Raw genomic sequence first — 18,064 nt, 5'->3', positions numbered from 1 at the left:
ACAGGATGTGCGCGCCGGGCTCGGAGCCTTTTTCGAGCACGACGACGGAAAGCTCGGTGCCTTTTTCAGCGGCGAGTTGCTTGAGGCGAATGGCGGCCGACAGCCCGCCCGGGCCGCCGCCCACCACGACCACGTCGTAGTCCATCGATTCTCGGGGGCCGTACTGGGCCAGGATTTCTGCTGGAGTCATGATTTTAAGTAAAAAAGGCCTGTTCCGCAAGCCAGTCGTGCGCAAGCAGCTATGAATTCAGGAGTAGTTGCCGGCGTGGCGCCGGCAACTTCAGGGGCTTTAGGCCGGACGCCTGGGGTTCACGCCATGCTGGACGCCGAACGCATCTGCTCCCGGAGCACGAATTTCTGGATTTTTCCGGTCGAGGTCTTGGGCAGTGTGCCGAACAGCACCTGCTTGGGCACCTTGAAGCGCGCCAGATGGGCACGGCAGTGCTCGATGATCTCGGACTCGGTGGCGCTGGCCCCATCACACAGTTCGACATAGGCGCAAGGCACTTCGCCCCATTTGTCGTCGGGCTTGGCGACCACGGCGGCGACCATCACGGCCGGGTGGCGGTAGAGCACTTCCTCGACTTCCAGGCTTGAGATGTTCTCGCCACCGGAAATGATCACGTCCTTGCTGCGGTCCTTGATCTTGACGTAGCCGTCGGGGTGCACCACCGCCAGGTCGCCGGTGTGGAACCAGCCGCCGGCAAAGGCTTCGGCCGTGGCCTGCGGGTTTTTCAGGTAGCCCTTCATCACCAGGTTGCCGCGGAAGAAAATCTCGCCCATGGTCTCGCCATCGGCGGGCACCGGCCGCATGGTTTCGGGGTTCAGCACGGTGATGGCCTGCTGCATCGGATAGGCCACGCCCTGGCGCGCATTCAGCGCGGCACGCTCGCCAATCGGCAACTGGTCCCAGCCGGCCTGCTTGGCGCAGACGGCAGCCGGGCCATAGACCTCGGTCAGGCCATAGACATGCGTGATGTCGATGCCGATGCGCTCGCAGCCTTCGATGATGGCGGCCGGTGGCGCGGCGCCGGCAATCAGGCCGGCAATCGGGTGCGAGATGCCTGCGCGCAGCACTTGCGGGGCATTGATCAGCAGGCCGTACACGATAGGCGCGCCGCACAGGTGCGTGACGCGGTGCTCGCGGACCAGCGAGAAGATCAGCGCCGGATCGACCTTGCGCAGGCAGACGCTGACGCCCGCCTGAAGCGCCAGCGTCCAGGGAAAGCACCAGCCGTTGCAGTGGAACATCGGCAATGTCCACAGGTAGACCGAATGGCGCGGCATTTCCCAGGTCACCACGTTGGACACGGCGTTCAGGTAGGCGCCCCGGTGGTGCGTGACCACGCCCTTGGGGTTGCCGGTGGTGCCGCTGGTGTAGTTCAGCGCAATGGCGTTCCATTCGTCCGACGGCAGCGACCATTCGTAGGCTTCGTCACCGGTCTGCAAAAAGTTTTCGTAGTCCATCTCGCCCAGCAGCGTGCCGCCTTCGTGCATCGGGTCATCGACGTCTATCACCAGCGGGCAGGGCTGGCGCATCAGCTTCAGTGCCCGCTCGATGAGGGGCGAAAACTCGCGGTCGGTCAGCAGAACTTTGGCTTCGCCGTGGTCGAGCATGAAGGCCAGCGCTTCGGCGTCTAACCGGGTGTTCAGGGTGTTGAGCACCGCCCCCAGCATGGGAACGCCGAAATGCGCTTCGAACATGGGCGGCGTGTTCGGCAGCATGGCCGCGACGGTGTCGCCCACGCCCACGCCGCGCCGCGCCAGCGCGCTGGCCAGGCGGCGGCAGCGCGCATAGGTCTGCGCCCAGGTGAAGCGGATGTCGCCGTGAATCAGCGACTCGCGCTCGGGGTAGACGTGCGCCGACCGTTCCAGGAAACTGATGGGGGACAGCGCGGTGTAGTTCGCGCTGTTGCGTTCGAGTCCGTGGTCATAGGCGGTCGTGGGCATGTCGGCAGTCTCCTGGTTGTTATGGTGACTGCATCAGGCTTGAAGGCCTGGGCAGTCATTGACAATCTGGATGATGGCAGCGGACTGTTGCGCAATTTCGGGGCAAATGTATCGAATGATTGCGACCTTCCGGCCAACGTGGCAGCGCCCTAGAATGGATAAATCCGCCGGAGCCCGCCTTTCATGCCATCACACGTTTCACCCGATTCCCCGAAAATCCACAACCGGCACGAATTGCTGCAGGCCGGGCTGGACCGGCTTGACCAGGGGCTGACGGTGATCGACGGCAACCTGCGCATCGTTGCCTGGAACAAAGCCTTCCTGCGCCTGCTCGATTTTCCCGAGGACATGGCGTTTGTCGGCGCCACCTTCGAGTCCTTCATGCGCTACAACGCCGAGCGCGGCGAATACGGGCCGGGCGATGTCGAGGAACTGGTGGCCGAGCGCATGCGCCTGGCGCGGCATTTCACGCCGCACTACACCGAGCGCGACCGGCCCGACGGGCAGATCCTGGCGGTGCGCGGCGAGCCGCTTCCGCACCATGGCTTTGTCACGCTGTACACCGACATCACCGCCAGCCGGCGCCACGAGCAGCAGATCGAGCAGCAGAACGTCGAGCTGGAGCGCCGGGTGGCCGAGCGCACGCATGAACTGCAGGCCACCAACCGGCGCCTGATCGTGGCCGACGACGCCAACCAGCGCATCACCGAGGCCCTGCGCCGCAGCGAGGAAAACCTGCGCCTGATCACCGACACCGTGCCGGCGCTGATCGGCTACTTCGACCGCCAGGAAATCTACCGCTATGCCAACAAGGGCTACGCCGACTGGTTTGGCACGGTCCGCGAGGGCGTGGTGGGCCGCGCCATCCGCGACGTGGTGGGCGACGAGGTCTACACCGATATTGCGCACCATGTGCACCGGGCGCTCCAGGGTGAGCGCGTCAGCTACGAATACGCCATGCGCCGCCCCGGCGGACGGCTGGTGTATGCGCGCAGCGAACTGGTGCCCGAACTCGACGCCGAGGGCAGGGTGGCCGGCTGCTTCGTGCTGTCGGTCAACATCACCGACCTCAAGAATACCCAGGCGGCGCTGGTGCATGCGCAGAAAATGGAAGCCGTCGGTCAGCTCACCGGCGGCCTGGCGCACGACTTCAACAACCTGCTGACGGTGGTGATCGGCAATTTGGTCACGCTGCAGGAGCGCTACCCCGACGAGCCGGACATGGCCGAATTCGTGCTGCCGGCGCTGAAGGCCTCACGCAGGGGCGCCGCGCTGATCAAGCGTCTGCTGGCGTTTGCGCGCAAGCAGCCGCTGTCGCTGCGCTCGGTGAACATGGCCCACATGGTGAATGAAACATTGTTGCTGCTCAAGCGCACCCTGCCGGCGCATGTCGCCGTGACGGCCACGCCGGTGAACGAGCCGGTGTTTGCCATGACCGACGCGCAGCAGCTTGAAAATGCACTGCTCAACCTGGCGCTGAACGCACGCGACGCCATGCCCGAGGGCGGCCAGTTGACGATCAAGGCCACGCGCATGGTGCTGGGCCCGGCGCAGGCGGCCGAATTCGACGTGGTGCCGGGTTGCTACGTGGCGCTGAGCGTGTCCGACACCGGCATCGGCATGGACGCCGCCACGCAGGCGCGCGCCTCCGAACCTTTTTTCACCACCAAGCGTTTCGGCTCGGGCAGCGGCTTGGGGCTGTCGATGGTCTATGGCTTTGCCAAGCAGTCGGGCGGCGGCATCTGCATCCAGAGCGCACTGGGCGAAGGCTGCGTGGTCACGCTGGTGCTGCCGTGCACCGACGACGAAGCGCTTGAAGCCGAAACGCTGCCCGGCCCGCAGAAGCTGGCCGGCCGGCACGGCGCGCAGCGCCCGCTGGTGCTGCTGGTCGAGGACGACCCCGACGTGCGCCGGGTGATCCGGCTGCAACTGGTCGGCCTGGGCTATCCGGTGATCGAGGCCGACCATGCGGCCGATGCCCTGCAACTGCTGGCCAGCGTGCCCACCGTCGGCATCCTGGTGTCTGACCTGGTGATGCCCGGCGGCATGGACGGCCGGGCGCTGTGCAGCGCGGCCAGCCAGCGCGCACCGCATGTGAAGGCCCTGCTGATCAGCGGCTACGCCGACGGTGATGCCGCACCCGGTGGCGCACCCGCCGGTATTTCGCTGCTGAAAAAGCCGTTCACCGCCAACGAGTTGCAGCAGGCGCTGGACGGCCTGGGCGTATGACGGCCGGCATGTTCCGCCAGCCGGAGGGGCCGCGCTGCATCTACCTGCTGGACGACGATGTCGACATCTGCCGGCTGGTCGGCAGCACGCTGCGCGAGTTTGGCTTCGAGACCGTCGAATGCCACACCGCGGCGGAACTGCGCCGGCTGCTGCTGGTGCGGGTGCCCGACCTGTGCATCGTGGACCTGGGCCTGCCCGATGCCGACGGCATGGACGTGGTGCGCGAGTTGCAGGCGCGCCATGCCTGCGGCGTGATGGTGCTGACAGGGCGCGGCTACCTCAGCGACCGGGTCATGGGCCTGGAGCTGGGCGCCGATGACTATGTGGTCAAGCCCTTCGAGCCGCGCGAGCTGGTGGCCCGCGTGCGCAGCATTCTGCGGCGCCGGGACAAGGCGCCCGGCGCTCAAACGCAAACGCCCGCGCGTTCGCACATGGCCGAGTTTGGCGGCTGGCGTTTCCGCGCCGACTCCAACCTGCTGACGTCGCCGGGCGGCGAGGAATGGACACTGAGCGCCGGCGAGTCGCGCATGCTGCTGCAGTTTTTGCAGCGGCCCAACCGTATCCTGGACCGCGAGCAGCTGTGCGGCGACCGCGATCTGTCGGCGCTGGACCGCAGCGTCGATGTGCGGGTGTCCCGGCTGCGGCGCAAGCTCGAATCCGACCCCCAGCATCCGACGACCATTCGCACCGTTTACGGCGCGGGTTATCTGCTGGCGGCTGAGGTGACGTGGATGTAAGGAAGGGGTCGGCGCTTCAGCCGGGAGTCCATCGAGCGCGGTTTTCATATCCGCCTGAAAGATTCATCTCACTGGTAAAATAAGCCTCTTGCGCAATGCTGGCGTGTGTAAGTAGCTATGAATTAAGTAGCAAAAACCCGTCACGCAGCGCTGGCGCTTTCGACCATGACGCGCACCAGCGGCTGGCCGGTCAACCAGGCCCTCAAGCATTCGCTCACGCCCGAGGCAAAACGCGCGAACACCGGCTCGGCGACAAAGCCCAGGTGCGGCGTCAGCAGCACGTTGGGCAACTGGCGCAATGGCGAATCCTGCGGCAGCGGCTCGACATCGAACACGTCCAGCGCAGCAAACCCCGGCCGGCCCTGTTCGAGCGCGCTGACCAGCGCCCCGGTAGCGATCAGTGCCGAGCGCGAGGTGTTCACCAGCAGGCTGTCCGGCCGCATCAAGGCCAGATGCGGTGCATCGAGCAGATGGCGCGTCGCCGGGGTGGGCACAAGGTGCAGGCTGACGACCTTCGACGTGGTCAGCAGTTCTTCCAGCGTCACGGCAAGCGCACCGTGCGCGGCGGCGCGCTCGGGCGTCATGCGCGGGCTCCAGGTGATGACCTTCATGCCCAGCGCATGGCCCACACGGGCCACGCGCCCGCCGATTTCGCCCAGGCCGATCAGCCCGAGTGTCTGGCCGTGCAGCACGCCGGCGAGCGGCAGCGCGTTGTCTGGGCGCCACTGGCCCCGGCGCAGCAGCGCGGTTTGGGTTTCCAGCTGGCGGGTGGCGGCCAGGATCAGCGCCCAGGTCATCTCGCAGGTGCTTTCCTTGGACGGACCCCATTCGGTATGGCTGACCGGTATCTGGCGCGCCGCCAGCGCGGCCAGGTCGAGCGTGGTGTTGCGCGTGCCGGTGAAGACCAGGTAGCGCAGCCGCGGCAGACGGGCCAGCAGTCCGGCGTCGAACGGCGTGCGGTCGCGCACCAGCACCACGGCATCGGCACTCTTCAGCGCCTCGACCAGCGCCTCGCCGCTCAGCGGCTGGTGGTGCAGGGTCACGTCGGCCAGCGCCTGGATCGGTGCCCAGTCCACCAGCCGCTGCAGCGCCTGCTCGGCATCGCCCACGACGACGATCACCGGCCGGGCGCCTGGCGTGGCAAGTTTCAAAGGCACGTTCATGATTGCGGCACCGCCATCGCGGCCAGTGCGCGAACATCATCGGCCGCGGCCAGGTTCCAGCAGGCGCTGATCAGCGCGCTGGTTTGCGGCTCGCCCAGCACCGCGTCCGACAGCCCGTGGAATTTGGCTTCCAGGTTGGCATCGGTCATCGGGTTCTGCAGCGAGCCGATGGCGTGCTCGACAAACACATGCACGCGCTGGCCGTCATTCAGCACCGCCGTCACATCGGCACTGGCCTCGTCGATGGAGTCATCGACCGTCGCCACCACCTTGCGGCGCAGCGCCACCATGTCGGCGCGGTTCACGACTTCGTCGGAGAACTCGTCTTCCGCCGCGCGGCCGAAGGTCAAGCCCGCTGCGCAGCCGTGGTAGACGCTGAACTTGGCCTGCAGGCCGTCGGCCGGCTCCTTCTTGCCGGTGAGCTCCAGCACCAGCGAATGCACTTTCAGTTCGATGCTTTCCACCTGGTCGGGCGTGACGCCCCGGCGGCCCAGTTGGACACAGGCATCGATGCTGGGATGGATCACGATGCCGCAGGCAAAGGGTTTGTAGCTGTTGAAGGAAATTTCAAAGCGCTTGCCCAGTTCGTCGGTGATTTCCAGCCAGTCGTTCTTGGTGGACACCGTCTGCATCATGCCGCGCGGCGCTTCCAGTGCCCGGGGGCTGGCGGTGTAGCCCTGGGCGGCCAGCAAGGCGGACATCAGGCCGGCACGCGCGGCGGCGCCGGGGTGGAAGGGTTTGGTCATGGTGCCGAACTGCTCGCGCATGCCAATGGGCTGCGAGGCGGCGATGCCCAGCGCCATGGCCGTTCTGCCGGCGTCGAGCTTGAGCAGGCGGGCGCACGCGGCGGCGGCGCCCAGCGTGCCGGTGGAGCCGGTGATGTGCCAGCCCCGGTCATAGTGGTCGGGGTACATCGCATTGCCGACGCGGCACGCCACGTCGATGCCCAGCACCAGCGCGTCGAGCAGTTCGCGGCCGCTGGCGCCCGTGTGTTCGGCCAGCGCCAGCAGGGCGGAAGCCACCGGCCCGGCCGGATGGATGATGGTTTTGAGGTGCGTGTCGTCGAAGTCGAAGGTGTGCGAGGTGATGCCGTTGATCAGCGCGGCGCTGGCAATGTCCACCTTTTCACTCCGGCCGGGCAGCGTGGCCTGGGGCGCAGGCTGCAGGAACATCACCGCCGCAACGGCAGCTTCTGCCGCCTCGTGGTGCGCGGCGCCGACCGCGCAGCCCAGCCAGTTCATGAAGGTGCGGTGGGCCTCGTGGTCCACCGCGTCGCTCCAGCCGCCGGCCAGGAAGCCGGGGTGGTTGGCGACAAATTCAGCCAGGATGTGGGTGATGGGCGGGGCATGGTGGTCGGCGGCGACCTGGGTGTTGCGGGCCATGGAGTGGTTTTTCCCAAAAAAAAGGCTAAGAATTATGAAGATGCTGAGTCGCTATGAAAAATATAGCTACTCATGCAACAGGGGTATGCGCAAAGAGGCTTTTTTGCTTGAAATTCAGCTGTCCAGCTCGATCTTGCGTTCCCTGGCGAGCTTGGTCCAGCGCGCAATGTCGGTCTTGATGAAAGCCGAAAATTCCTCCGGCGACATCACGATCGGCTCGATCGCCTCGACGGCCAGCTTCTCGCGCAGGTCAGGCGCCCTGAGCACGGCGGCCAGGGTTTCATTCAGTTGCTTCACGATGGGCGCGGGCATGCCGGCCGGCCCCACCACGCCGTACCACTGCTGCGCATCGAAACCCTTGAAGCCCGACTCGTCCAGCGTCGGCAGGTCCTTGAACTGCGGGTGGCGCGTCAAGCCGGTGACGGCCAGCGGACGCACCCGGCCCGAGCGGATGTGCGGAATGGCGGCGGCGAGGCCCGGAAACATGGCCTGCGTCTGCCCGCCGATCAGGTCGGTGAAGGCCGGCGCCACGCCCCGGTACGGAATATGAACCATGAACGAGTCGATCTGCTGCTTGAACAACTCCATCGTCAGGTGGGTCAGCGAGCCCTGGCCCGCCGAGCCGTAGCTGATGCGGCCCGGATTTTTCTTCACGTAGGCGACAAACTCCTGGACGGTCTTGACCGGCAGGCTGGCGTTGACCACCAGCACGTTGGGCGTCGCGCCGATCATGCCGATGGCGGTGAAATCCTTGATGGCGTCATAGGGCAGCTTGCGCGTGGCCGGGCTGGTGCCGTGCGTCGCCACATAGCCCTGCATCAGCGTGTAGCCGTCGGGCGCCGCGCGCGCCGTGGTCTGGGCTGCAATCACGCCGCCGCCGCCGCCCTGGTTGTCCACGATGAAGGACTGCTTGAGCAGGCTGCCCCAGCGCTCGGTCAGGGTGCGCCCGACCATGTCGCTGCCGCCACCCGCCGACACCGGAACGATGTAGCGAATCGGCTTGCCCGGGTAGGGCGTCTGGGCAAAGGCCAGGCCGGGGGCGTAAATGAGTGCAGGGGCTGCCTGCAGCAGGGTGCGTCGTTTCATGGGGTTGTCTCCAGCAATTGATGGACGGATAAGGGGGAATGCCGCTGCCGGCTTGGAGCCGGTCTTCGGGCTGCTTTTTATTCAGGGGTTCATGCCGGCAGGGGCCGGGCGGCTTCCTGCGGTGGTGGCAACACTGCCTCCAGCAGTCGCGCATAGGCGCCGCCCACGTGATGCGCCATCAGGGCTTCGCAGCGCACCGGATCGCCGTCATGAATCGCCCGCACGATCTCGACATGCTCGTCCATCGACGCCTGCATGCCCAGGTCTTGCGACAGGTTCTTCAGGCGCGACAGGTGCAGCTTTTGCACGATGCTGCGGTAGGTCTCAAGCAGTTGGCCGTTGCCCGCCGACGCAACGATGGCCCAGTGGAAATGCAGGTTTTCACCATAGTAGCCCTGCACGTCGTGCCGGCCGGCAGCTTTCAGCATGGCTTCGACCGACTGGCCCAGAAGCGCCACCAGCGCCTGGCGCTCGCGGTCCGGCAGGCTGGCCGCGCAGCGTCCGGCAAAGCCGTCGAGCAGACCGCGCATCTGGTAAAGGTCGCGGATTTCAGCATCCTGCAACTGGCGCACAAAAACGCCCGAATGCTTGCGCGACACGACCAGCCCGGAACTCTCCAGCGCGCGCAAGGCCTCGCGCACCGGCACGCGCGACACTTGCAGCCGGCTGGCCACGTCGGGCTCGTTGATGCGCTGGCCGGAGACCAGTTCGCCTTTCAGAATCAGTGCGAGCATGTCGTCCCGCACCAGTTTGGCCAGCGACGTGTCGCGAACATCGACCAGTCGGTCGGCAGGGGATTCGGTGAACCAGGGCAGCATGGGCGTCCAGATTTGTATTTGTTATATCGTATACGAAAAAAATCAGCTTATTTCTCAAGGGCTGACTGCGAGGACACGGCGAGGCTTTTCATCAGAAAGCAACTGCTTTTGATCACAGCACTTGCCTGTAGGAAGCTGCCCACGCATTTTTGCGCCAAACCCCTGCTTTCTGGATGACCACGGGCTATTAGCCTGAACACATCATCAACTTGTAAAAGGATTTCGTCATGAACAAGGATCAAGTCAAGGGCGCCGTAAAGGATGCTGCAGGCAAGGTGCAGTCCAAAGTGGGCGAGATGACCGGCAACACCGAACAACAGGTAAAGGGCACGGTCAGACAAGCTGAAGGCAAAACCCAGAAAAAGGTGGGCGATGCCAAGGAAGTTGTGAAAGACAAGATCGACAAGGCCTAGTGCGGCGATACCAATCTGCACACATACAAAAAAGCCGGTTGTTCAACCGGCTTTTTTGCGTTTTTCCCTGACGTGTCAATCAGGCTTGCGAAATGCCAAAGAACGCCAGCGCCGTGGCAAGTTCGTCCTGTGCAATGCCCGGCGCGGTTTCCAGCATGTTGCCCATCGCCGTCAACGCCACCGCACCGCCCTGCTGCAAACTGGAAATGACCAGTGCTACTTCTTTGGGGTCTTCAAATCCACGACTTCGCAGCAACAGCCTCCCCTCCGCATCCAGCAGCTTGAAGTAGAACCGGCCGTCTTTTTCACGATATTGCTTGAAAGCCGGAGCGGCTGTCTTGATGGCCTTGCTTTTAGCGGCAACAGGGGCTGAAAAACCCAGGTTGCGCAGGCCGACAGCGCGCCGCAATTCGCCCATGAACGGCGCCGCCACTGCCCGTGCCTTTGCAGCACCGGCTTGCAGCAGCTTTTCGATTTCCTGTGGATGGGCTATCAGATCCTGGTAGCGCTCGCGCATCGGGGCCACTTCCTGGTCGATGCGCTCGAACAGCATCTGCTTGGCATCGCCCCAACCAATGCCGTCGGCATACGCCTGGCGCAGCGCGGCGGTTTCGCTTTCTTTCGCAAAGGCCTGGTAGATCTGGAACAGGGCAGAGCCTTCGGTGTCCTTGGCTTCGCCGGGGGCACGCGAGTCGGTGACGATGCCGGCGATCAGCTTGCGCAACTGGTCGCGCGGCGTGAACAGGGGGATCGTGTTGTCGTAGCTCTTGCTCATCTTGCGGCCGTCCAGCCCTGGCAGCAGGGCGACGGATTCCTCGATGGCCGCTTCGGGCAGCACCAGGTGGTCGCCGTACAGGTGGTTGAAGCGTTGTGCCATGTCGCGCGCCATTTCAATGTGCTGGATCTGGTCACGCCCGACCGGCACCTTGTGCGCCTTGAACATCAAAATGTCGGCGCCCATCAGCACCGGGTACATGAACAGGCCGGCCGTGACATCGGCATCCGGGTCATTGCCGGCGGCTTCGTTCTTGTCTACCGACGCCTTGTAGGCATGGGCGCGGTTCAGCACGCCCTTGCCGGTGACGCAGGTCAGCAGCCAGGTGAGTTCAGTGATTTCCGGAATGTCGGACTGGCGGTAGAACATCACGCGTTCCGGGTCCAGACCGGCGGCCAGCCAGCTGGCGGCAATTTCCAGCGTCGAGCGCTGGATGCGCGCCGGGTCGCCGCACTTGATCAGCGCGTGGTAGTCGGCCAGGAAGTAAAAGCTCTGCACGCCGGGCAGGCGGCTGGCCGCCACGGACGGGCGGATGGAGCCGACGAAATTGCCCAGGTGCGGGGTGCCGGTGGTGGTGATGCCGGTCAGGAAACGCTGGAGCGGTGCGGAAGAAGTGGAGGTCATGCGGAAAATGGAAATGAAAAAATCAGCCCAGCAGGGACAGCAGCGGAGAAATCAGCGTGTTGATCACGGCATAGCCCAGAGTCATGAGCGGGCGCAGCCACAGGGTGCCGACAACACCGGCCAGCACCAGGCCCATGACGATGAAAAAACCCCACGGTTCAAGGCGCGAGACCATCTGCGCCTGCTTCCAGGGCAGCAGGCCGACCAGGATGCGGCCACCGTCGAGCGGCGGCAGCGGAAACAAATTGAACGCCCACATCACCAGGTTGACCAAAATCCCGGCCTGCGCCATCTTCAGGAAAAAAGGCTCTTCAATGCCTGTGGCCGCCAGGACCACCAGCATCAGCGCCCAGAAAATGGCCTGCGCAAAGTTCGACGCCGGACCGGCCAGCGCCACCCAGACCATGTCGCGCTTTGGGTTGCGCAGGGCGCCGAAATTCACCGGAACCGGTTTGGCGTAACCAAACAAAAACGCGCCCGAGGTGGCAAAGTAAAGCACCAGCGGCATCAGGATCGTGCCCACCGGGTCGATGTGCTTGAGCGGGTTCAGCGTCATGCGGCCCTGCAGATAGGCCGTGTTGTCGCCAAAATGGCGCGCTGCGTAGCCATGCGCGGCTTCATGGATGGTGATGGCGAACAGCACGGGCAGTGCGTAAAGGGCGACGGTTTGAATCAGGTTGGCAATGTCCATGGCCTGATTGTGTCAGACGCCCTGCTGTCGGCGCCTCACAGCCCGAGCAGCGCCAGTTCGCCCCGGCCCTGCCGGACCACCACCGGGTCGTCGCCGTTGGCCATCGGCGTCAGGTCGACCACGGTGGTCGGTTCCTTGTAGCAGGCGCCGGCGTCTATGACGGCGGCAAGTTCGCGTTCCAGCGGGCCGGGAATGTCCTGCGGGTCGCTGATGGATTCGGTTTCGCCGCGCGGAATCAACGTCGTGGCCAGCAACGGGCCGCCATGCAGTTCCAGCAGGGCTTGCAGGGTCTTGTGGTCGGGAACGCGAAGGCCGATGGTCTTGCGCGACGGATGACTCAGGCGGCGCGGCACTTCCTTGCTGGCTTCCAGAATGAAGGTGTAGGGACCGGGGGTGGCACCCTTGAGCAGCCGGAACTGCTTGTTGTCGACCCGCGCATAGTTGGACAACTCGCTCAGGTCACGGCACAGCAGCGTGAGGTGGTGCTTGTCGTCCACCCCGCGAATGCGGCGCAGGCTGTCGGACGCTGCCTTGTCGTCAAGCTGGCAGACCAGCGCATAGCTGGAATCGGTCGGCACGGCGGCAATGCCGCCGCGCTGGATCAGGGCAACGGCCTGCTTGAGCAGACGCGCCGGTGGATTGTCGGGATGAACTTCAAATAACTGGGCCATGGCCTTCCTTTCAGGATTCAGGGGCTTGGATAAGGACGCGGCTTTCGCGCACGGCCAGCCATGCGCCCGTGGCACCGCACACGGCGATCATGCCCATGCCCAGCAGCGACAGTTCATCGGGCACATGGGAAAACGCCAGCCAGCCACCCAGCATGGCAAAGCCGATCTGGGCATACAAAAACGGCGTCAGGGTGGAAACCGGCGCGCGGGCATACGCCAGGATCATCATGAAATGCCCCACGGTGCCCATCAGGCCCATCAGCCCCAGGCCGGCCCACAGCGTCCACGAGTTCAGCCAGGTCCAGGCAAACGGCAAGGCCAGCGATGCCAGCAGCGTGCCAACCCAGCCGGTGTAGAAATGCATGGTGACCGGGTCTTCGGTGCGTGCCAGCCGGCTGGTCAGGATCTGGAACCAGGCATGGGAAATCACCAGGCCCAGCGGCAGCAGCATGGCCCAGCTGAATTGGTTTCCGCCTGGCCGGATGATGATCAGCGTGCCCACGAAGCCGCCAATCACCAGCATCCAGCGCAGTACCGAAACCCGCTCACCCAGCGTGAGCGACGCCAGCAGTGTGATGACCAGCGGCGTGATCATGACAATCGCGGTGAATTCCCCCACCGGCATGTGTTTGAGGCTGAAAAATGCAAACACGCTCGTCGTCAGCAGCAGTACGCCGCGCAGGCACTGGAACTTGGGATGGGCAGTTCGCAGCAAACTCCAGCCGCGCGAAGGCAGCATGGCTACCGTGGTGGCAATGGCCTGGAAGGCGTAGCGAAACCACAGCGCCATGACCACAGGAACGCTCAGGGAGATGATCTTGGTGGTGGTGTCGAGGACGGCAAAGCAGGCCACGGCCGCCACCAGAAGTCCAATCCCCGCCAGTGTGTTCGGAGGTGTTCTGCCCGCGCCGCTCATGCCTGGATTCGGCCAGCCACCAGTTCCCACACCGGCGTCAGGTCGCCCGGCAGGAAGGGCAGCGTGCCCAGATCGGTATGGCTTTCGTCGGGGCTGTGAAAGTCGCTGCCACGCGAGGCCCCCAAGCCGAATTCCTTGGCGGTTTCGGCATACTTGATGAATTCCTGCTTTGTATGGCTGCCCGTAACCACTTCCACCCCGCGCCCGCCATGCTCCTTGAACTCGGTGAACAGCGCATATTCGGCATTGGCCGAGAAGTTGTAGCGGCCCGGGTGGGCAATCACCGCAATGCCCTGTGCCTGCGTGATCCAGGTGACGGCATCCTTCAGGGTCGCCCAGCGGTGCGGCACGTAGCCGGGCTTGCCTTCGGTCAGGTATTTGCGAAAGACCTCGTTGGTCTCCTTGCAGATGCCGGATTCCACCAGGTGGCGGGCGAAGTGGGTTCGGGAAATCAGTTCAGGGTTGCCGACAAATTTCAACGCGCCTTCAAAAGCGCCATGTATGCCAACCTTGGCCAGCGAGTCCGACATTTCCCTCGCGCGTTGCTCGCGGCCATTGCGGGTGTTGTACAGGCCCTGCTTCAGTGCCTCGTTGTCAGGATCAAAGCCCAGCCCAACGATGTGAACCGTTTCGCCGGCAAAGGTCACAGAAATCTCGGTGCCGGTCAGGTAGGCCATGCCTTGCGCCCTGGCAGCGGCGGCAGCCCGGTGCTGGCCGCCGATTTCGTCATGGTCAGTCAGCGCCCACAGCTCGACGCCATTGATTTTGGCGCGCTCTGCGAGTGCTTCGGGTGTCATGGTGCCGTCGGACACGACGGAATGGCAATGCAGGTCGGCGTTCAGGATGTTTTGGGGGTTCACCGCTTAATTTTAGGCTTTATGAAGCGGCGCCGCCTTGTTGTGTGATTTCTTCCCGGTGCGTTGATGCACAAGCCATGGGTTGACGGGTCCGGCCGTGGCAATGCCTCGGGGGACGGCGCCTGCGGGCACGGTGCCCGTCATGTGCCGGTCAGTACGCGTGCCACCCCATTGAAAACGACCTCTTCAGAGGCCGTGCGTGCGCTGTGGAGTCCAGGCGGTCAGTTTCTGTTTTTCACCCCGCAGGTGTTCCAGCCGAAGAGTGCATACGGCGGGCACCAGCCGATGAAGCCGGTTGCCAGCGGCACAACGCCCAGCCAGCCCCACATGCCGATGGTGCCGCTCACGGTCAGGCCGATCAGCACCAGTCCGATGGCGATGCGAAGGATGCGGTCAATGCCGCCGACATTGGATTTCATGGCTGTCTCCCTTTGATATGAAGTGGTTGATGGCTTGAATTGGACGCCTTGCCGAACGCCCGGTCTGTGACCTGGGTCACGCAACCCTCATATTGGCGGGCGCGCGGTTCAGGCGGGCAGGCCGGCGGCCACGGCGCGCAGCGCGGCGCTGTTCCGGATGTGAATGTGCTCGCGCGCCAGTTCCACCCAGTCTTCGCGCTCGAAGCGGCGCAGCAGGCGCGAGACGATTTCGCGCACCGTGCCCAGCTCGTCGGCCAGCGCCTGATGCGTCAGCGCCAGGTGGGTTCCCCTGCCCAGCAGCACGGCGGCCAGCCGCTGGTCCAGCCTTTGAAAAGCCACCGCGTCGATCAAGCCGGTCAAATCGGCCATTCGTTCGGCGAACAGGCCCAGCACTTCATTGCGAAATGCAGGGGTTTCCAGCCAGCGGTTGAACAGGTCGGGCGGAATCAGGAGCAGCTTGCTGGGCCGGGTCGTCACGCCATGCGCGGACAGCGGCTGCGTGCGAAACAGGCAGGCCGACGACACCAGGCACAACTCGCCTGGCACCACCCGATACAACTCCAGCGAGCGGCCATCACTTGAACTTCGCGACACCTTGATCTCGCCCTCCAGCACCAGGGGAAAGCCCAGGCAGGGCGCGTTTTCCTCAAACAGCATCACGCCGGATGGCACGCTGACGGGGGCGATAGCCGGCTGCAGGTCGGCCAGCGAAGGCTGTACTTGCGCCAGGGCGGGGTAGATGCGCTCAAGCCTGATCATGCGCATATTCTGAGAACCCATGTTGAACCGTTCGCTGGCCTCCACGCGGATTTCCACCAAGGCCGTGCCATCGTGCGGGCACACCCGCCAGGACTTCTATAGTCCATAGCGCACCACATCTCTGGCCAAGGATGCATCAAGCAATTTGCGGCCCTGCCTATCGCGCTGGTCGTGGTGGGTGCCAGTGTCTTTGCTGTCGCCTGCTTCTCAGTCATGCTCAACCTCTTGCAAAGTGGCTGGCTTACTAGTGGAATCCAGCACCTCAGCTTTGTTGAAGAATATGTCCTGGTTGGGCTATGTAATCTCTGTGTAATGTCTAAGAAGACCATGAAAAAAAAATCAGGTGTAGCCGTATTGAACGGCTGTTGACAGCAATTCATAGACACTGGCCGTACGCCATGGTGGCGCTTGATGACTGCGTATCCCAACGCTGAGCTTTCGCGAAGCACACAGTCGCTTTCTTCAAAGTATTGAGCTCCGTTTTCACACGCGTCAGTTCAGCCAGAACGGTTGATCTCTGTCCGTCAGGCGCTTACAGGATTGGCCAGCAGCGCCTTTGTAAGTTTGCCTTGCCTGTCGGTCTTGACCCAGTTAAGCGATGTTTCATCGACCACGCCCAGCGTTCTGGCGATCGCTGCGATGCCCTGGCTTCCATCGATCAGCCGCACGAACTTTTGCTTGAATTCGAGCGTGTTGCTGTCTCTTAATGTTTTTGTCATTTTCGTTTTTCTTGTATGAATCAAACCCATTCAGGAATGTATACGTACTGCAGGGGAAAGGCCGGTACTGCCCAGCCCATGAACGGCTCTGACTGCGCAACTCCTATTGTCAGCAAGCTTTGTAAGCTGATGTATCTACGTTGCGCTGACGGACGATCTCCGCCAACGTCTGAAACAGGTATTCGGGTGATACCGGTTTGTGCAGCAGTGGAATGCCGCTGGCCAAAGCATCGCGCAAGCGTTCAGGCGCAGTGTCTCCGGTGATCAGCAAGGCCGGTAGGTTTTCACCCTGTAGAGCGCGCAGCGCCATAATCGCTTGTGCGCCCGTATGCTGCTCACGCAGCCGGTAATCGCTGATCACGATTGCCGGTTTTTGTCGTCGTGACAGCTCTAAACATTTGGTAACGGAGTCGGTCGTATCGACAGTGCAGCCCCAGCTGTGCAGCAAGTGCGCCATCCCTAGCAGCACGGCCTCGTCATCGTCAATGACCAGCACATGCACCCCCTTTAGACAATGCGCGTCGTAGATGAATGCGGGCATATCGTGCGTAATAGAAACGCTTGTCAGGGGCAGCACCAGCCTGAACACGCTACCCTTTCCAGGCCGCGAAGACAGTGATAATTCATGTCCTAACAGCATAGCCAAGCGCTGCGAAACGGCCAAGCCCAGTCCCAGTCCTTTACATCGGTCACGCTCAGGGTTTCCAAGCTGGTGAAACTCGCGAAATATGTTTTGCTGCTGGGCCGGGTGGATACCTATTCCGGTGTCCCACACCTCAACCACGACATGGTTACCGCGGCGGCGGCAAGCGGTCAACACGCCACCAAAATCGGTGTAACGGATCGCGTTGGAGACCAGGTTTCGCACAATAATCTCAACTAGAGAAGCGTCTGAATTCACCACGATAGTGGTGTCGCGGGAGCGGTACACCATGTCTTTGATATCGGCTTGCTGCGCCAAATCATTCTCAATTTTATTGAGCATAATTTGCAATTGAAATGGCTTCACATTAAGTCTCATGACTCCCGCTTCAATACATGAGAAATCCAGCAGTGTGTTGAGCATCTCACTCGACGCCAGAGAAGCCGATTGCGCGCTGGCAAGGACATTGCTTTGGTAGGCCGATAAATTAGTACGGCCCAATATACCCAGAAACAGGCCTTGCGCATGGATTGGTTGCCGCAAATCATGGCTTGCAGCAGCCAGAAATTTGGATTTGACCTGGTTGGCCTGTTCCGCGTCGAACTGCGCTTTATTTGCCAAGTTCACCAGAGCGTCGTTTTCAAAGCGCAACTCTATTGCCGCCCGGGCTGCCGTCGCGCAGTTTCGCGCTTGCACCAGCATGCTGATCAGATACAAAACAGTGACAGCCAGCAGCGCGCCGTAGTTCGTATCACTCATCAACAAGGGATGCATCCCTAAGACAATTGACCCGGCCAGCATGAAAGATATGAAAACGGGTAGTACCGGCGATAGCAACGCCATGCTGTTGCCGAGAACGCCCGCCAACACGGCCAACACCAATACGTTGTCGGACACGTTGGCTTTGCCCAGCGCGACCCAAGCCAACGCACCCCAACAGGCGCCATGGACAGCTTTCATTAGCATTAGCCGATTGACCAGGCGATCTGCCTTGTCCGTTGGGATGCCAGCAGACAACTGTCGCCTTGCATGAATGACCATATAAAGTTTGGAGGTCATCACGGAGGCGCACCACAGCAATAACTCACGCCGGTTGGAGTCGTTGGCCAGCGTGATGACACAAAATATCGCGAGGGCGACGGCTGGTATCATCGAATTACCCAGGTTGCCATACAACAGACGCAGTTGTTCCACCAGAATGCGATCTACGGT

Annotated in this window: 18 protein-coding genes; 3 read left to right on the top strand and 15 right to left on the bottom strand. The window is 62.9% G+C overall.

Annotated elements, in window-relative coordinates:
- Both GZ092_RS05025 and GZ092_RS05020 read right to left on the bottom strand, forming a co-directional pair.
- The coding region (locus GZ092_RS05025; protein WP_293634969.1) for an FAD-dependent oxidoreductase at positions 1-190 on the bottom strand (190 nt) is incomplete at its 3' end.
- 119 nt (positions 191-309) lie between these two features.
- Positions 310-1,950 carry an acyl-CoA synthetase gene (locus tag GZ092_RS05020; RefSeq protein ID WP_293634967.1) on the bottom strand — a complete coding sequence of 547 codons (1,641 nt, stop codon included), beginning with the start codon at positions 1,948-1,950 and terminating at the stop codon, positions 310-312.
- A 183-nt stretch (positions 1,951-2,133) separates the two neighbouring features.
- On the opposite strand from GZ092_RS05020, the gene GZ092_RS05015 reads away from it, so the two are divergent.
- Positions 2,134-4,179 carry a PAS-domain containing protein gene (locus GZ092_RS05015; RefSeq protein WP_293634965.1) on the top strand — a complete coding sequence of 682 codons (2,046 nt, stop codon included), beginning with the start codon at positions 2,134-2,136 and terminating at the stop codon, positions 4,177-4,179.
- Between the two features lie 8 nt (positions 4,180-4,187).
- The gene (locus tag GZ092_RS05010) at positions 4,188-4,916 is read left to right on the top strand and encodes a response regulator transcription factor (protein ID WP_293634963.1); all 729 of its coding nucleotides are present in this window, start codon (positions 4,188-4,190) and stop codon (positions 4,914-4,916) included.
- A gap of 140 nt (positions 4,917-5,056) precedes the next feature.
- Here the strand turns inward: GZ092_RS05010 and GZ092_RS05005 are convergent, their stop codons facing one another.
- The 4 genes from GZ092_RS05005 to GZ092_RS04990 all read right to left on the bottom strand — a co-directional run bounded on the left by GZ092_RS05005 (position 5,057) and on the right by GZ092_RS04990 (position 9,365).
- The gene (locus tag GZ092_RS05005; RefSeq protein WP_293634961.1) at positions 5,057-6,079 is read right to left on the bottom strand and encodes a D-2-hydroxyacid dehydrogenase family protein; all 1,023 of its coding nucleotides are present in this window, start codon (positions 6,077-6,079) and stop codon (positions 5,057-5,059) included.
- Positions 6,076-7,461 (bottom strand): MmgE/PrpD family protein, encoded by a 1,386-nt coding sequence (locus GZ092_RS05000; RefSeq protein ID WP_293634959.1) that lies wholly within the window; start codon positions 7,459-7,461, stop codon positions 6,076-6,078. The genes GZ092_RS05005 and GZ092_RS05000 overlap by 4 nt, the downstream gene beginning before the upstream one ends.
- A 114-nt stretch (positions 7,462-7,575) precedes the next feature.
- The gene (locus GZ092_RS04995) at positions 7,576-8,547 is read right to left on the bottom strand and encodes a tripartite tricarboxylate transporter substrate binding protein (RefSeq protein ID WP_293634957.1); all 972 of its coding nucleotides are present in this window, start codon (positions 8,545-8,547) and stop codon (positions 7,576-7,578) included.
- Between the two features lie 89 nt (positions 8,548-8,636).
- Entirely contained in the window at positions 8,637-9,365 is a 729-nt protein-coding gene (locus GZ092_RS04990; protein WP_293634955.1) for a GntR family transcriptional regulator, read from the bottom strand.
- A 227-nt stretch (positions 9,366-9,592) separates the two neighbouring features.
- On the opposite strand from GZ092_RS04990, the gene GZ092_RS04985 reads away from it, so the two are divergent.
- Positions 9,593-9,778, top strand: coding sequence for a CsbD family protein (locus tag GZ092_RS04985; protein ID WP_293634953.1), 186 nt, complete (start codon positions 9,593-9,595; stop codon positions 9,776-9,778).
- A gap of 79 nt (positions 9,779-9,857) precedes the next feature.
- On the opposite strand, the gene GZ092_RS04980 is transcribed toward GZ092_RS04985, so the two are convergent.
- The 9 genes from GZ092_RS04980 to GZ092_RS04940 form a co-directional block, all read right to left on the bottom strand.
- A complete protein-coding gene (locus GZ092_RS04980) occupies positions 9,858-11,177 on the bottom strand; it encodes a tryptophan--tRNA ligase (RefSeq protein WP_293634951.1) in 1,320 nt (439 codons plus the stop codon).
- A gap of 22 nt (positions 11,178-11,199) precedes the next feature.
- Positions 11,200-11,868 carry a site-2 protease family protein gene (locus GZ092_RS04975; protein ID WP_293634949.1) on the bottom strand — a complete coding sequence of 223 codons (669 nt, stop codon included), beginning with the start codon at positions 11,866-11,868 and terminating at the stop codon, positions 11,200-11,202.
- 35 nt (positions 11,869-11,903) lie between these two features.
- A complete protein-coding gene (locus GZ092_RS04970) occupies positions 11,904-12,539 on the bottom strand; it encodes an L-threonylcarbamoyladenylate synthase (protein WP_293634947.1) in 636 nt (211 codons plus the stop codon).
- 10 nt (positions 12,540-12,549) lie between these two features.
- Complete coding sequence (locus GZ092_RS04965) at positions 12,550-13,455, bottom strand: DMT family transporter (protein ID WP_293634945.1); 906 nt, start codon at positions 13,453-13,455, stop codon at positions 12,550-12,552.
- Positions 13,452-14,252, bottom strand: coding sequence for a PHP domain-containing protein (locus GZ092_RS04960; protein ID WP_293634985.1), 801 nt, complete (start codon positions 14,250-14,252; stop codon positions 13,452-13,454). The genes GZ092_RS04965 and GZ092_RS04960 overlap by 4 nt, the downstream gene beginning before the upstream one ends.
- A 281-nt stretch (positions 14,253-14,533) precedes the next feature.
- A complete protein-coding gene (locus tag GZ092_RS04955; RefSeq protein ID WP_293634943.1) occupies positions 14,534-14,731 on the bottom strand; it encodes a DUF2892 domain-containing protein in 198 nt (65 codons plus the stop codon).
- A gap of 108 nt (positions 14,732-14,839) precedes the next feature.
- The gene (locus GZ092_RS04950; protein ID WP_293634984.1) at positions 14,840-15,496 is read right to left on the bottom strand and encodes a Crp/Fnr family transcriptional regulator; all 657 of its coding nucleotides are present in this window, start codon (positions 15,494-15,496) and stop codon (positions 14,840-14,842) included.
- Between the two features lie 518 nt (positions 15,497-16,014).
- Positions 16,015-16,209 carry a transposase gene (locus GZ092_RS04945; protein WP_293634941.1) on the bottom strand — a complete coding sequence of 65 codons (195 nt, stop codon included), beginning with the start codon at positions 16,207-16,209 and terminating at the stop codon, positions 16,015-16,017.
- 109 nt (positions 16,210-16,318) lie between these two features.
- The gene (locus GZ092_RS04940; protein ID WP_293634939.1) at positions 16,319-18,046 is read right to left on the bottom strand and encodes a hybrid sensor histidine kinase/response regulator; all 1,728 of its coding nucleotides are present in this window, start codon (positions 18,044-18,046) and stop codon (positions 16,319-16,321) included.
- Positions 18,047-18,064 lie beyond the last annotated feature (18 nt).

Origin of the sequence: Polaromonas sp., assembly GCF_010365105.1 — a bacterium.
Classification (GTDB): Bacteria; Pseudomonadota; Gammaproteobacteria; order Burkholderiales; family Burkholderiaceae_C; genus Polaromonas.
The sequence above is the reverse complement of the archived record's forward strand: the minus strand, read 5'-3'. Positions and strand labels throughout refer to the sequence as shown.

What these genes read in the sequence shown, in the direction of transcription:
- GZ092_RS05020 (WP_293634967.1), bottom strand. Translation starts at nt 1,950, where the DNA reads ATGCCCACGACCGCCTATGACCACGGACTCGAACGCAACAGCGCGAAC.
- GZ092_RS05015 (WP_293634965.1), top strand. Translation starts at nt 2,134, where the DNA reads ATGCCATCACACGTTTCACCCGATTCCCCGAAAATCCACAACCGGCAC.
- GZ092_RS05010 (WP_293634963.1), top strand. Translation starts at nt 4,188, where the DNA reads ATGTTCCGCCAGCCGGAGGGGCCGCGCTGCATCTACCTGCTGGACGAC.
- GZ092_RS05005 (WP_293634961.1), bottom strand. Translation starts at nt 6,079, where the DNA reads ATGAACGTGCCTTTGAAACTTGCCACGCCAGGCGCCCGGCCGGTGATC.
- GZ092_RS05000 (WP_293634959.1), bottom strand. Translation starts at nt 7,461, where the DNA reads ATGGCCCGCAACACCCAGGTCGCCGCCGACCACCATGCCCCGCCCATC.
- GZ092_RS04995 (WP_293634957.1), bottom strand. Translation starts at nt 8,547, where the DNA reads ATGAAACGACGCACCCTGCTGCAGGCAGCCCCTGCACTCATTTACGCC.
- GZ092_RS04990 (WP_293634955.1), bottom strand. Translation starts at nt 9,365, where the DNA reads ATGCTGCCCTGGTTCACCGAATCCCCTGCCGACCGACTGGTCGATGTT.
- GZ092_RS04985 (WP_293634953.1), top strand. Translation starts at nt 9,593, where the DNA reads ATGAACAAGGATCAAGTCAAGGGCGCCGTAAAGGATGCTGCAGGCAAG.
- GZ092_RS04980 (WP_293634951.1), bottom strand. Translation starts at nt 11,177, where the DNA reads ATGACCTCCACTTCTTCCGCACCGCTCCAGCGTTTCCTGACCGGCATC.
- GZ092_RS04975 (WP_293634949.1), bottom strand. Translation starts at nt 11,868, where the DNA reads ATGGACATTGCCAACCTGATTCAAACCGTCGCCCTTTACGCACTGCCC.
- GZ092_RS04970 (WP_293634947.1), bottom strand. Translation starts at nt 12,539, where the DNA reads ATGGCCCAGTTATTTGAAGTTCATCCCGACAATCCACCGGCGCGTCTG.
- GZ092_RS04965 (WP_293634945.1), bottom strand. Translation starts at nt 13,455, where the DNA reads ATGAGCGGCGCGGGCAGAACACCTCCGAACACACTGGCGGGGATTGGA.
- GZ092_RS04960 (WP_293634985.1), bottom strand. Translation starts at nt 14,252, where the DNA reads ATGACACCCGAAGCACTCGCAGAGCGCGCCAAAATCAATGGCGTCGAG.
- GZ092_RS04955 (WP_293634943.1), bottom strand. Translation starts at nt 14,731, where the DNA reads ATGAAATCCAATGTCGGCGGCATTGACCGCATCCTTCGCATCGCCATC.
- GZ092_RS04950 (WP_293634984.1), bottom strand. Translation starts at nt 15,496, where the DNA reads ATGCGCATGATCAGGCTTGAGCGCATCTACCCCGCCCTGGCGCAAGTA.
- GZ092_RS04945 (WP_293634941.1), bottom strand. Translation starts at nt 16,209, where the DNA reads ATGACAAAAACATTAAGAGACAGCAACACGCTCGAATTCAAGCAAAAG.